Source organism: Arthrobacter sp. U41, assembly GCF_007679325.1.
GTDB lineage: Bacteria > Actinomycetota > Actinomycetes > Actinomycetales > Micrococcaceae > Arthrobacter.
This window is the reverse complement of sequence record NZ_VEGI01000001.1, coordinates 1,085,351-1,098,511: the sequence shown is the minus strand read 5'-3', so window position 1 is coordinate 1,098,511 and position 13,161 is coordinate 1,085,351. Positions and strand designations below refer to the sequence as shown.

At 68.1% G+C, this 13,161-nt stretch carries 11 protein-coding genes; 8 read left to right on the top strand and 3 right to left on the bottom strand.

The annotated features are described in order from the left end of the window. Positions 1-54 precede the first annotated feature (54 nt). The 5 genes from FS787_RS04995 to FS787_RS04975 all read left to right on the top strand — a co-directional run bounded on the left by FS787_RS04995 (position 55) and on the right by FS787_RS04975 (position 8,081). Positions 55-543 carry a PTS sugar transporter subunit IIA gene (locus FS787_RS04995; RefSeq protein ID WP_144671163.1) on the top strand — a complete coding sequence of 163 codons (489 nt, stop codon included), beginning with the start codon at positions 55-57 and terminating at the stop codon, positions 541-543. A gap of 68 nt (positions 544-611) precedes the next feature. Continuing rightward, positions 612-1,469: an SURF1 family protein gene (locus FS787_RS04990; RefSeq protein ID WP_144671162.1), complete on the top strand. Its 858-nt coding sequence runs from the start codon at positions 612-614 to the stop codon at positions 1,467-1,469. Continuing rightward, positions 1,466-1,978, top strand: coding sequence for a DUF3817 domain-containing protein (locus tag FS787_RS04985; RefSeq protein ID WP_144671161.1), 513 nt, complete (start codon positions 1,466-1,468; stop codon positions 1,976-1,978). The genes FS787_RS04990 and FS787_RS04985 overlap by 4 nt, the downstream gene beginning before the upstream one ends. A gap of 141 nt (positions 1,979-2,119) precedes the next feature. After that, positions 2,120-3,709: a glutamine-hydrolyzing GMP synthase gene (guaA, locus tag FS787_RS04980; RefSeq protein WP_144671160.1), complete on the top strand. Its 1,590-nt coding sequence runs from the start codon at positions 2,120-2,122 to the stop codon at positions 3,707-3,709. A 271-nt stretch (positions 3,710-3,980) separates the two neighbouring features. Then, positions 3,981-8,081, top strand: coding sequence for an AAA family ATPase (locus FS787_RS04975; protein ID WP_186329093.1), 4,101 nt, complete (start codon positions 3,981-3,983; stop codon positions 8,079-8,081). A gap of 90 nt (positions 8,082-8,171) precedes the next feature. On the opposite strand, the gene cpaB is transcribed toward FS787_RS04975, so the two are convergent. From cpaB to FS787_RS04960, 3 genes are all read right to left on the bottom strand, one after another. Next, the gene (cpaB, locus tag FS787_RS04970; RefSeq protein ID WP_260982394.1) at positions 8,172-8,771 is read right to left on the bottom strand and encodes a Flp pilus assembly protein CpaB; all 600 of its coding nucleotides are present in this window, start codon (positions 8,769-8,771) and stop codon (positions 8,172-8,174) included. Between the two features lie 452 nt (positions 8,772-9,223). Further along, complete coding sequence (locus FS787_RS04965) at positions 9,224-9,481, bottom strand: FmdB family zinc ribbon protein (RefSeq protein ID WP_144671157.1); 258 nt, start codon at positions 9,479-9,481, stop codon at positions 9,224-9,226. 146 nt (positions 9,482-9,627) lie between these two features. Continuing rightward, the gene (locus tag FS787_RS04960) at positions 9,628-10,263 is read right to left on the bottom strand and encodes a 5-formyltetrahydrofolate cyclo-ligase (protein ID WP_144671156.1); all 636 of its coding nucleotides are present in this window, start codon (positions 10,261-10,263) and stop codon (positions 9,628-9,630) included. 113 nt (positions 10,264-10,376) lie between these two features. On the opposite strand from FS787_RS04960, the gene galU reads away from it, so the two are divergent. From galU to FS787_RS04945, 3 genes are all read left to right on the top strand, one after another. After that, on the top strand, positions 10,377-11,294 hold the full coding sequence (gene galU, locus FS787_RS04955; RefSeq protein ID WP_144671155.1) for a UTP--glucose-1-phosphate uridylyltransferase GalU: 918 nt from the start codon (positions 10,377-10,379) through the stop codon (positions 11,292-11,294). A gap of 5 nt (positions 11,295-11,299) precedes the next feature. Next, the gene (locus tag FS787_RS04950; protein ID WP_144671154.1) at positions 11,300-11,920 is read left to right on the top strand and encodes a GNAT family N-acetyltransferase; all 621 of its coding nucleotides are present in this window, start codon (positions 11,300-11,302) and stop codon (positions 11,918-11,920) included. Positions 11,921-12,236: 316 nt separating this feature from the next. Beyond that, positions 12,237-13,022, top strand: a complete 786-nt coding sequence (locus FS787_RS04945; protein WP_313959637.1) for a hypothetical protein — start codon at positions 12,237-12,239, stop codon at positions 13,020-13,022. The last annotated feature ends 139 nt before the right edge of the window (positions 13,023-13,161 follow it).

Sequence of the window (13,161 nt, the reverse complement as noted above, 5' to 3'; positions counted from 1 at the left end):
GCAGCCTCCACCGGAGACTGCCGGCGGACTGACGCCACTTCGAAGGGATACCTGTTGGCGGAACCACTGGACCGGTATGACGCCGGGCTCACCACCCCCGAAATGGTGATCCTCGAGATGGACGCCACCGACAAGATTGATGCAGCCGCCCAGCTGGCGGAACGGATGCATGCCGCCGGACGCATTTCCGATCTTGACGGCTTTCTTCAGCACGTCAATGCCCGTGAACACCAACTGGCAACGGGTCTGCCAGGCGGCATCGGCCTGCCCCACGCCCGCAGCGAATTCGTCACCCGGACCTCCATCGCCGTCGGGATCACGAAATACGGCAAGGCGCTGGACTTCGGCGCCGCGGACGGCCCAGCGACGGTGGTCCTCTTGATCGGCACGCCGGCCAGTTCCTTCTCCGACCACCTCGAAGTGCTCGCCACCCTGGCCCGGTCGTTGTCCAAGGAGTCGTTCCGCGAGTCGCTCCGCCGCGCCTACGACCCCGAAGTGATCGCGGAACTCATCAATTCCAGCCTGGTCTTCTTCGACCACTAAGCTCACTCCGGCCCTGGCGCTGCAGGCCCGTTTCGCTGTTCTACACGCGGACGAAGTACGGTTAAGGGGTGCTGAAAACTGCCCTCAAACCCCGCTGGATCGCCGGACTGGTGTTCGCGATCGTCGTTTCCGGGGTGTTTGTGCTGCTCAGCCAGTGGCAGTTCGGCCGTTCCACCCAGCCGGAAGTGACGGTCGCCGCCACCACCGAAGAACCCAAACCGCTGACCACGGTGCTCCGGCCCGGGGACTTCTTCCCTGGCTCAGTCGCTGACCAGATGGTCACGGCCACCGGGACGTACGATCCGCAGAAGCAGGTCCTGGTCCCGGGACGCTTGAACGGCGGCGCCACGGGCTACTGGATCGTCTCGGCCCTGGCCGTGCAAGACGCCCCCGTCCTGACCGGAGCCGGCGCCTCGCCGCAGACCTGGATCCCGGTTGCCCGCGGCTGGGTTGCCGAGCCCGCGGACGCCGCGGCGCCGCCGTCGGGAGTCATTGAACTGACCGGACGGCTGCTGCCCTCCGAGGCCCCGCTGCCGGGGACCGACGCCGGACCCGGGCGGGCCAGCGCCGTCTCCGTTGCGGAGCTCATCAACATCTGGGACGTCAGCAGCTACCCGGGCTTCGTCACCGCGAATGCGGAGCTGTCCGGCGGCACCGACGTCAGTACCGCCGCGTCCGGCGGAGAGGTGAAGCCGCTGAACATCGGCCCGCAGCCGCCGGCGGAAAAGATCAACTGGCTCAACCTCTTCTACGCCGCCGAATGGGTGGTGTTTGCCGGCTTCGCGCTGTTCATCTGGTGGCGGCTGGTGAAGGACGACTACCGCCGCGACCTTGAGGACGCCCTCGACGAAGAGCAGGACGCCGCGGAACAGCCCGGCCCCGACCCCCTCGAACCGCACCCCACCGACCCGAAAGTGCAATCATGATCGAGCCCCAGCCGGCCATCCAGCCGCAGCAGCCCAACGCAACGGGAAACGCCCCCGGCAAAAAGCGCCGCTTCGGCGGAACCGAGGCCCAGATCCGTTCGGCGCTGAAGTTCTACAAGGTGCTCGCCTACATGACCGGCACCATGCTGCTCCTGCTCTGCGCCGAGCTGATTGCCCGGTACGCCTTCGGCCAGTACCTCTTTCTGGGCGGAACCAACGCCGTTACCGGTGAGCCCTTCGGCTTCGGGTTCGCCGACGCCGAGCCGCCCGGCGTCATCGGTGGCGTGAATCTCTCCGTTGCGGTGCTGATCGTGCACGGCTGGATGTACGTTGTGTACCTCATGTCCACCTTCCGCCTGTGGTCGCTGATGCGCTGGCCGTTCCTGAAGATGATCGTCCTGGCGCTCGGCGGCGTCGTGCCGTTCCTGTCCTTCGTGGTGGAGAAGAAGTTCCACGCCGAGGTGGAGGCCGAGCTGGCCGCGAACCCGCAGGCCCCGCAGCGCTACTGAGCCGCCGCCGGAGTGTGGCTGCCCCGCCGGTTCCGGCCGCCGTCGGGCTCCCGTGTGAGTTCGCTTACCCGGCGGCCGTTTGCGGGCCCGGACCGGCTTCTCAATGTGCAGGCGGACGGCGCCGCAAAGTAGGCTAGTGGGGTGACTACTCCCACTGCATCCCAGACGTCCCACAAGCCCGTGCTGGTTGTTGACTACGGTGCCCAGTACGCGCAGCTGATCGCCCGCCGCGTCCGGGAAGCGAACGTGTATTCGGAAGTGGTTCCGCATACCTACAGCACCGAGCAGCTCCTGGCCAAGAACCCTGCCGCCATCATCCTCTCCGGCGGACCCGCCAGCGTCTACGCCGAGGGCGCGCCCAGCGTCGGCGCGGACCTCTTCGAGGCCGGGATCCCGGTCTTCGGCATCTGCTACGGCTTCCAGGCCATGGCCAACGCCCTCGGCGGCAAGGTGGCCCAGACCGGACTGCGTGAGTACGGCGCCACCGAGACCACCACAATCGGTGAAGGCCGCTCCATCCTGGACGGCATGCCCCAGCACCAGAGCACGTGGATGAGCCACGGCGACTCCGTGCACGAAGCGCCCGAGGGCTTTGAGGTCCTCGCCACCACGGCAGGCGCCGACGTCGCCGCCTTCGCCAACGAGGAGAAGAGCCTCTACGGAGTGCAGTGGCACCCCGAGGTCAAGCACTCGGCCTACGGCCAGCAGGTCCTGGAAAACTTCCTGTTCAAGGGCGCCAAGCTGGAACCGAACTGGACCACCGGCAACATTCTCGAGGAGCAGGTGGAGCGGATCCGCCAGCAGATCGGCGATGCCCGGGTTATTTGCGGCCTGTCCGGCGGTGTTGACTCCGCCGTCGCCGCCGCCCTGGTCCAGCGCGCTGTCGGCGAGCAGCTGACGTGTGTGTTCGTGGACCACGGACTGCTGCGCGAAGGCGAAGCCGAACAGGTGGAACGCGACTTCGTGGCCGCCACCGGCGTCAAGCTCTACGTTGCCAATGAGCAGGAGCGTTTCCAGTCGGCCCTTGCCGGAGTCAGCGACCCCGAGACCAAGCGGAAGATCATCGGCCGCGAATTCATCCGCGCCTTTGAGGAAGCCGAGCTGGCCATCATCGCCGAGGCGGCCGCCCACGGCGAGAAGATCAAGTTCCTCGTGCAGGGCACGCTGTACCCCGACGTCGTCGAATCCGGCGGCGGCGAGGGCGCCGCGAACATCAAGAGCCACCACAACGTGGGCGGACTGCCGGAGGACCTGCAGTTCGAACTTGTTGAGCCGCTGCGCGCACTGTTCAAGGACGAGGTCCGCGCCGTCGGCGCCCAGCTGGGCCTGCCGCAGGAAATCGTGGGACGCCAGCCGTTCCCCGGACCGGGCCTCGGCATCCGGATCGTCGGCGAAGTCACCAAGGAGCGGCTGGACCTGCTGCGCAAGGCCGACGCCATTGCGCGGGCCGAACTGACCGCCGCCGGACTCGACAACGAGGTCTGGCAGATGCCGGTTGTGCTGCTGGCGGATGTCCGCAGTGTGGGCGTGCAGGGCGACGGCCGCACCTACGGGCATCCGATCGTGCTGCGCCCGGTCTCCTCCGAAGACGCCATGACGGCTGACTGGTCGCGGCTGCCCTACGATCTGCTGGCCAGGATCTCCAACCGCATCACCAATGAGGTGGACGGCGTGAACCGCGTGGTGCTGGACGTGACCAGCAAGCCGCCGGGAACCATCGAGTGGGAATAGTCCGCTAAGGGCGAGTGAAGTGGCCGGTCTCCTGGGGAGGCCGGCCACTTTACGTCTGTCCGGACGCCGGGCGGGACCGCGCCCGGCCGCTTTGGGCAGCGGATGTCGATCCTGCAAATTCCGGTCGAATTTGCGTCCCGCCAGTGTTGCGGAGCCGCACCGGCACCGGTTTCGGGCTACCCTCGAAAGCATGCCGGTATGGTCCAGGACGTCCCGCGCGAGCACGGTATCCGTGAGCACAGTAAACGCGAGCACAGAAAAGAAGGCTGTAGTGTCAGTTGGTCAAGGCCACCCCGAGGGCTCCGAGGAGCTCAGGAAATGGCTGGCGGGGCTCAAGCCCGTCACCGGAGCAGACACCATGCTGCGCTTCACCAAGACGCCTGAGGGCTCGATCGACCTGACCCACGCCCATCCGTCCGGGCTGGCGCAGCTGATGGCCGGCCGGCGCACCCGGCTCTCCACCCTGATCCGCGACCACCAGCAGTACATCATCGCCGCGCGGGCCTCCCGCAACCTGCGGTCCAAGATCTTCGAACTCTCCAACGACCGCGGCATCGACGCCGGCTACTTCTCAGCCGGCACAGTCGTGTGGACGTCCGCCGTCGGAGGCAAGCCCCAGCGCGTCTCCGCCCCGGTCATGCTGGCAGCTATCTCCCTCACGGCCCGGCCGGGCGAGGACGACTACGAACTGCAGCTCACCGAACAGGCCAAGATCAACCCCGCGCTGATCCGCCACCTCAAGTCCATCCACGGCATCGTCTTCGACGTCAACGCCATCACCCGCATGGCCTACAGCACCGCCCGCTTCGACCCGCAGCCGGTCCTCGAACGCCTGGGCACGCTCATCCAGCCGATCCACGGCGCCGAGGTGGAGCACAACCTGCTGGTCTCCACCTTCGCCGACTTGTCCGGGAGCCTCGAGGACCCGTGGATCAACGCTAACCATCCCCTCGTGACGGCGCTGGGCCGCGCCGCAGCCGGCGTGCCGGTGGAGGTCCCCGAACTCAAAACAGGGCGTTTCCCGAGCACTGACGAGCGGGATCCCGCCGATGAACTGCTGCTGCTCGACGCCGACACGGACCAGCAGTACGTCGTCGACGCCGTCCGCGCCGGAGACTCCCTCGTGGTCAGCAGCCCGCCGGGCACCGGCCAGACGCAGACAGCCATCAATACCATCGGCGCCCTCATCGATCAGGGCAAAACCGTCCTGGTGGTGGGGGACCGGCGCGCCAGCCTGGGCGAGATCTCCGCCGAGCTGGACACCCTCGGGTTGGACTCCACTCTCTTCCAACTGGCCGGCAACACAACTCCACTGCAGCTCAAAGGCCAGCTGGTCCGGGCCATTGTGCGCAACGAGAAGTCCCTGGAACCGCAGCTCAGCAACCTGCACACCACCCTCACCGAACACCGTCACGCCCTGCGGGACCATGTCGCTTCGCTGCACAACGTTCGTCAGCGATGGGGCTGCTCACCCTACGAGGCCATGCAGTCCCTGGCCGAGCTCACCGCCATCCAGCCCGCGCCGGCCACCACCGTCCGGCTCAAGCGCAGCGTGCTCGACAGCATCCGGGACCGCGAGGAACTGGCCGGGCGGCTGCACAGGGCGGCCGAACTGGGGAGTTTCAGCCGCGCGTCCACGACGAGCCCCTGGCATGGCGCCCGCCTCCTCACCCGCAAGGAAACCCAGGAAGCCCAGCAAGTGGCCACCTCCGTGGCCGGTAAGCTTCCGGAACTGCGCGCCCTGATGAACGGCGTCGCCGAGCACGCCGAGATCCGGCTTGGCCGCACGTTTGCCGAGTGGGGCGACCAAGTTGAGCTTCTTCTCGCCGTTCGTGGAAGCCTCGACAAATTCACCGCCGACATCTTCGACCGCCCCGTCCACGACCTCATCTCAGCCACGGCGACCTCCTCCTGGCGCCGCGAACGGAACATCGAGATGCCGTCCATGCAGCGCTCCCGCCTGCGCCGCGTGGCGAAGGAATACGTCCGCCCGGGCGTCCACATCGCCGACCTGCACAGCTCTCTCGTCCTGGTCCAGGAGCAGCGGGCCGCATGGTCGGATTACGCCACGACGCAGCGCCACCCGGCGGTCCCGTCCGGCCTGGCCGAAATCATTGCCCTGTACCGCGAGCTGGAAGCGGAACTGACCGAACTGGGCCAGGCCGTCCGGCACACCGCGGACGGCGGCGAGCTGCACACCACACCCTACGAGGAACTCAAGGAGCGGCTGGAGCGGCTGGTTGCCGACACCGCGACACTCGAGACCCTGCCGGAGCGTACCCTCTTGGTGGAGAACATGCGCGAGCACGGCCTCGGCGAACTTCTGGCCGACCTTGCCGAGCGCGAAGTGCCGGCCGGTTCCGTGGCCGCGGAGCTCGAGCTCGCCTGGTGGCAGTCCGCCCTGGAAGCCATGATCAGCGGGGACGACTACCTGGCCATGTCCGACGGCGACGCCCTGCGACAGCTCGAAGCCGAATACCGTCTCGCGGACAACGCCCACATCGCCAGCGGCGCGGCCCGCCTGCGCTGGAATCTCGCCGAACGCTGGCGGGCCGCCATCGCCGAGCACCCCCGGCAGGCGGAGCTGCTGCGCAGCCTGCTCAAGGACGGCCGGGTCACCCTGCCGGCCCTGACCGGGCAGGCCCCGGAACTGCTGCCCATGCTGGTACCGGTGTGGTCCGTCAGCCCCTATCTCCTGACGGCGGTCCTGCCGGTGGAGCAGCGGTTCGATGCGGTGGTCATCCTCGATGCCGAGGCGACGTCGCTGCAGGCAGTCCTGCCTGCCGTCGCCCGCGCCACACAAGTCATTGCCTTTGGCGACGACAGGATTGCCAGCCCGCGGACCTTCACCGTCAGTGTGGAGCGGCTTGCCGCCGGCGAGAGCTCGCACCAGGGTGTCGAGAGCGCGTACAAAGCCCTGTCCACGGTGCTGCCCGTATGGAATCTGCGGACTGTCTACCGCGCTGTCGACGAAGACCTCGTTCGGCAATTGAGCAAGGGGTTCTACGACGGCGGGCTCCGCCGGTTGCCGGAAGGCCAGTCCGCCACGGGCCTGGACCGCGCCCTGACCGTCGAATATTTGCCGGACGGCACGGGACTGCCCAGCGCCGACCACGACGGCGTCGAATCCGTGGTGGCCGAGGTGAACCGGGCGGTGGAGCTTGTCTTCGAACACGCCCGGTTGCGGCCCCGGACATCGCTGGCCGTCGTCACCGGAAGCCTCCGCCACGCGGCCCGGATCGGTGAATCCATCCGGCTGCAGCTGCCCAACCATCCGATGCTGGCCAGCTTCTTCACGGCCGGCGAGGAATCCTTCCGGGTGGTGGACCTGGACCGCGCGCAGGGCCTGGTCCGCGATCATGTGATCTTCTCCCCGGGTTACGGCCGCACCCCGCACGGGCGTGCGCTCCACAGCCTGGGCCCGCTGTCCGCGGATGGCGGACGGGCCAAGTTCGCCCTTGCCATGACGCGGGCGCGCCGGTCGCTGCACGTGCTGAGCTGCTTCCGCCCCGAAGATCTGGACGTGACCCGGCTAAGCAACGGCGCGGTGGACTTCTATGAGCTCCTGGACCGGGAAATCGCGGGCAACTCCGATCTCGGCAGCCCGGCTTCGCGGGCGGCCGCCAGCGAACAGGCACTCGGCGCGGACCCCCTGGTGGCGGACCTCGGAGACCGGCTCCGTGCCCGGGGCGCCCGGGTCTGGCACCAGTACGACGGGGCGCTGAACATGGTTGCCGCGGCCGACCCGCTGAGCACCCTGGGACAGGACGACGCCGAAATTCCCCGGCCCGTTGCGATCGAGTCCGACGGCACCGAGCACTACCGCCGGATGACCGTCCGTGAACGCAGCCGGCTCCGTCCTCAGCTTCTGGAGCGACTCGGCTGGCGTTACATGCCACTATGGACCATAGAGGTTTTCACCGATCCTTCGGCCTGCGCCGACCGGATTGGCGGCTACCTGGGCTTGGAAAAGCCGGCCGTGACGCACCGGAAGCAGGCCTCGCCGGGATTCTTCGACGACGATGTTGAGAACCTGGCCGTCAACGAAGCGCAGGCCTCCGACGGGCGGGCCCGGTCCGTATGGTCGGAGCGCGCGTTCGAGTACAGGACAGATCAGGGCAGTAAGGAGGCCGGCGGCATGAGTGCAGACGGCGGCACGCGAAACAGCGAAGACATCCACGATAACGGGAACGGCCAGAACAACGGGACCGGCCGGGATAACGAGTCGAAGCCGGCCGCGCCGGTGTCAGTCCCGGCCGGGCTGCTGCCGAACAAGGCCGCTGAAGACGATCCGCGCCGCTGGGGCGACGAGCCCGGCGGCTACGACCACGACTCCTGGCTTCAGGAACAGAAGCCGCCGCACTGGGGCTAGGGACCTCACGGGCCCGCGCCGCGGCGGAGCGGGCTTCCGCCGACAAGGACTGCCGGTAGCTCCGGACGGACCCGTCACCCGGGCGCCCTGTTATCCGGGGCCGGCCCGCACCAGGACGAAGAACAGCTTCCCTTGGGTGGATGCGCCGGCGAGGCGGCGCGTCTGATCGGCGTCGGCCGCCACGACCATCAGGCCCTCCGCTTCCCCGGAGGCCAACCATTGGCCGGCATCGCCGCCGTTCCCGGAAGTCCACAACACGGGCACCGCGGCCGCCAGCAGGCGGGACGCCGCGGGCTGGTCGAAATCGTCGCCGGTCGTCATGACCACATCGACGAGCTGTCCGGGCGAGAGCAGCCGGATGGAAGCAGGATCGGCCATCCGGAGCGGCACGGCCGCAGATCCCGGCGGGCTCCCCGCCAGAAGACCGGGTCCAAGAAGCTGGGCATCGGCAATCAACTGACCCTTGCGGAGCGCCACTGCAAGCTGCCGTCCTCGCGGGGGATCGTTGCCGCCAAAGCTGCCCGCCGGCACGAGGCCCCGCGGGATGTCCAGCATCGTCAGGTCGTCCGGGCCGAGGGTCTTCCCGGCCGGCAGGTCCCTTGCTGCAGCGAAGGCGGAGACCGTGTGAGCCGGGGCCGGCGTCAACTGCTGCACCGTGATACCGGCCGCGATGCACAGCAGCAGCGCCACCGTCAGGCGGCGGTTGCGGTCAAGCCAGCGGACCAGCCGCCGGGAAGGCCCGCCGTCGGGTAGTCGCCCCCGCGGTGAAGTGCCGGAGCCCGGTCGGCCGGGCCCACGCCCTTGGGACCGGCCGATCCTGAGCGCCGACGAGGGGCGGAGGGCGCTGCGGACCAGAACGCCACGCAGTGAGACACCGAGCGGTAAGACACTGAGCAGTGAGACACCGAGCGGTGATACACCGCGCGGTAAGAGATCACTCGGTAAGCCAAGCGGGATGTCCGGCCGGAGAATGAGCGGCGGGACGTAACGCGCAAAGGTGGTCATGGCGCGACACTACGCACCATCACTAGAGCCGCGCAGGGGCCGTCTGGGCTATGTGGAAAAGGCCTGTTGCTGCGGCGGACGGGCAGCCATCCGCTGCGGAGCCGCAACCCTGCGGAGCCGCAGCCTGGCGGAAAGTCCTAGCTGGCGGAGGCGGCGGCGGGCGCCGGAGTCGCTGCCGGGGCGGGAGCGGGGGCCGGGGAGACGGTGCTGCCCTTGGCATCACGGGAGTCGGTCCGGTAGAAGCCGGAACCCTTGAAGACGACACCAACGCTGTTGAACTTCTTGCGCAGTGTCCCCTGGCACTCGGGGCAGGACGTGAGGGAGCTGTCGGTGAACGACTGCACGATCTCGAAGGCGTGGCTGCAGTCCTTGCAGGCGTATGCATACGTGGGCACTGGAAATCCTCCTCTGGGACAAACGAGCAGGTCCCGTGCTGTCCGGTCGGGATAATCGCCGCAATGGTTCTCGGCGGAATCCGTCCCTTAGCAGTCGCAGGGCCTGAGTGCCAATTCTATCACCCCCGCCGTGCGGACCCCATGCGCTATCCCTCCAGCCGCAGCAGGCCGCTTGGGGTCAGGGCGGCCGCGACCTTCCGGTCGAAGGACTCGGCCGGGATGCTGCCGGCAGGCAGCACCTCGGCGTCATACACGACGGCGGCCGTCGGCACCGGGGGCAATAGCCCGCCGTCGGACGCCAGGGGCCGGGAGGGCAGGAGGGCGGCCAGCGCCGCCAGGAACTTGTCGTAATATCCGCCGCCCTGACCGATCCGGTTGCCGGAGAAGTCGACGGCGGTGGCCGGCAGGAAGATGCCGGTGGCGGACCGCATGACGGTTGTGTCGTGGCGTTCCCCTGCGGGCTCCTGGATCGGTGCGTACCGGCTCCGGACGGATGCTGAGGCCGGCGTCCAGTACACCCAGCTCAGCGCCAGATCGGGTTCGCAGACCGGAAGGAGGACGCGGTGCCCGGCGGCATGCAGCGCTGTCAGCAACGGCAACGTGGGCGGCTCGACGCCGACGCCGAGATAGGCGGCGAAGGTGCCGGGTTTGCCGCCGGACAGGTCGGCTGCCCAAGCGAGTCCATGCCGCGCGATGGCCTCACCGGCGCCCTCCAGCCCGGCGCGGTTCTGTGTGGCACGACCGGCCCGGTGCCCGGCCCGGATTTCCGCTTTCGTCAGCATGCTCCCTGGTTCCTCCGCCTCTTCTCGCTCCGCCGGGCGCAGCCCGGGAAAACAGACCTTTGTCGGCGGCTGAATGATTACCGAATGTTTGGTCTCTCCGTTAGATTAGTCCAGTGACTACACTCAACTCTCCCGTCCGCAAGGCCGTCATTCCCGCAGCCGGCCTCGGCACCAGGTTCCTTCCCGCCACCAAGGCCATGCCGAAGGAAATGCTTCCGGTTGTGGACAAGCCCGCCATCCAGTACGTCGTGGAGGAAGCCGTCAACGTCGGCCTCAACGACATCCTGATGATCACCGGACGCAACAAGCGCGCGCTGGAAGACCACTTCGACCGCGTTCCCGCGCTGGAAGCAACTCTTGAGGACAAGGGAGACACCGCCAAGCTGGAGTCCATCCAGGCGGCGAGCAACCTGGGGGACATCCACTACGTTCGCCAGGGCGATCCCATGGGCCTGGGCCACGCCGTACTCCGGGCCAAGCAGCACGTTGGCTACGAGCCGTTCGCCGTCCTGCTGGGCGATGACCTGATCGACGCCCGTGACGAACTGCTCAGCACCATGATCGACGTCCAGGCCAAGACCGGCGGTTCGGTGGTTGCCCTGATCGAGGTGGACCCCTCCCAGATCAGCGCCTACGGCTGCGCCGACATCCAGGCAGTCAACGGCGAAGATTACGTGCGCATCAACCACCTCGTTGAGAAGCCCGACGTCGCCGACGCCCCGTCCAACCTCGCCGTCATCGGCCGCTACGTCCTCCACCCGGCGGTCTTCGAGGTCCTGGAACACACCGCACCCGGCCGCGGCGGCGAAATCCAGCTGACGGACGCCCTCCAGGAACTGGCCGCCGGCGAAGGCGAAGGCTACGGCGTGTACGGCGTTGTGTTCCGCGGCCGCCGCTACGACACCGGCGACAAGCTCAGCTACCTCAAGGCCTGCGTGCAGCTCGCCTGCGACAGCGAGGATCTGGGTCCCGGCCTGCGGGAATGGCTGCCCGAGTTCGCCGCCAGCCTCGCACCCAGCCTGACCAAGTAAATCCCGTGGGGGGCAGCTTCAACTGGCCGGCGACTCTTGAATGCGGCGACCTTGTGCTGCGCCCCATCCGTTACCGGGACCGCAAGGAATGGACCGAGGTCCGCTCCCGCAACAGCGAGTGGCTGGCCCCCTGGGAAGCGTCCAACCCCGCCCCCGGGGGCGGCCTGCCCGATTACCGCCAGATGGTGCGCTCCCTCAAGGCCCAGGCGGCCCAGGGAACGGCGCTGCCGTTTCTGATCACTGCCTGGACCCCCGGTTTCCGGGAGCCTGTGATCGTGGGCCAGCTGACGGTGTCCTCCATCGTGTGGGGATCGGCCATGATGGCCACCCTCGGTTACTGGGTGGATAAGGACCGGGCAGGGCAGGGCATTGCCCCGACGGCGGTGGCGCTGGCCACGGACTACTGCTTCCAGACCCTTGGCCTGCACCGGATGGAAATCAACATCCGCCCGGAAAACGGGCCCAGCCTGCGGGTGGTCGAGAAACTCGGCTTCCGCGACGAGGGCTACCGGCCGCGGTTCCTGCACATCAATGGCCAGTGGGCAGATCACCGGAGCTTCGCCCTGACGTCCGAAGAAGTGCCGGAGGGGCTCCTGGCAAGGTGGCAACGGAACCGCCACGCCTGAGCGGTCAGACCCCGTCCTGACCAGCACAGATGTTATGAATACAGTCAATTGACACTTGTCCCGCGACACACCGGGGACAATGCGGCCCGGCGCCCTGCATTGCTCATACGGTTTTGATGTGGACTTCCCTCTTAGCAGCTCTGTGATCCTTGTCATTGCTGTTGCGCTCTGGATTGTGTGGGTTGCTCCCTACATTCTCCGGAACGGGCGCCACCAGCTGCAGCCCGCAGGTGATTTTGTGGCGGACCTCATTGATCCAGAAACAGCCCCGCAAGCCGGACACGTCATGAAGATGGCGGCCCAGCAGGAGAAACCCATGACCCCTACCCAGTCCACCGTGTCCGGCCCGGGAGTGTCCGGGTTCGGCCGTGGCAGTCAGCCCGCATCCACCGCTCCGGCTTTCAAAATCCGTTATGGCCGGTTGACGCTGGCGTTGGCGGGGCTCCTCTCGCTGCTGACGGGCCTCGTGTCCGCAGTCCTGCGGATCTTCGGCCCCGGTCCTCTGTGGCTGCCCGTTGTCGCTTTTCTCGGCGCCGCGTTCGCCGTCGTCCTGCTCCGCCGGCTCGCGGTCCGGGACCGCCGCCGCAAAATGAACGCCGCGTTTCGAGCGGCCATGAGCGCACCGGCACGCCCGGCCCGGTCCGTGCCGGAGCGCACGCCTCGTCTGGACCCGGCAGGGGAGCCCCGCGAACGCGCCGACAGCCCGCTCTTTGACGCCCAGGCTGACGCCGCAGAGCGCACTCCGGCACCCAAGCCCCTGACCGCCCAGGAACTGCGCCAGGCAGCCCTGGCTGAAGCCGTGGCCTCGGGAGACACCTCCGTCCGCCCCGCCGCAGATTTCCCGGCCGCCGAAGAATCCAGCTGGGAGCCGGTGGAGGTCCCCAAGCCCACCTATGTGGAGGCGCCGAAGGCCGAACGGGCCGCCCCTGAGCCGCTCGACCTGCCCGAAGCCCCGAAGGCCGTCGGGAAGCCGTCGCTCAAGCAGGGACTCCCGCAGGCTCCGGCAGGCACCACCGGGCCGGACAGCGAGCAGAAGCCCCTGGGCAAGGCGCAGAGCGCCCTGAGCAACCTGGACGACGTCCTGCAGCGGCGCCGGGCCTAAGTTTTCCGTCGGGCCCCGGGCAGCCAGACATGGCCGCCCGGGGCTTTGCTGTGTCCGGGGCGCCGCTGTCCTTCAGGTCAGTACGGGCCCCTTAGTACCGGCCCATGAGAATCCGGCTCGCTCGGGGAGACCCGGAACC

Coding starts and splice junctions, on each gene's coding strand:
- FS787_RS04960 (WP_144671156.1), bottom strand. CDS start 10,263: ATGCTGACGAAAGCGGAAATCCGGGCCGGGCACCGGGCCGGTCGTGCC.
- FS787_RS04985 (WP_144671161.1), top strand. CDS start 1,466: ATGATCGAGCCCCAGCCGGCCATCCAGCCGCAGCAGCCCAACGCAACG.
- FS787_RS04945 (WP_313959637.1), top strand. CDS start 12,237: ATGACCCCTACCCAGTCCACCGTGTCCGGCCCGGGAGTGTCCGGGTTC.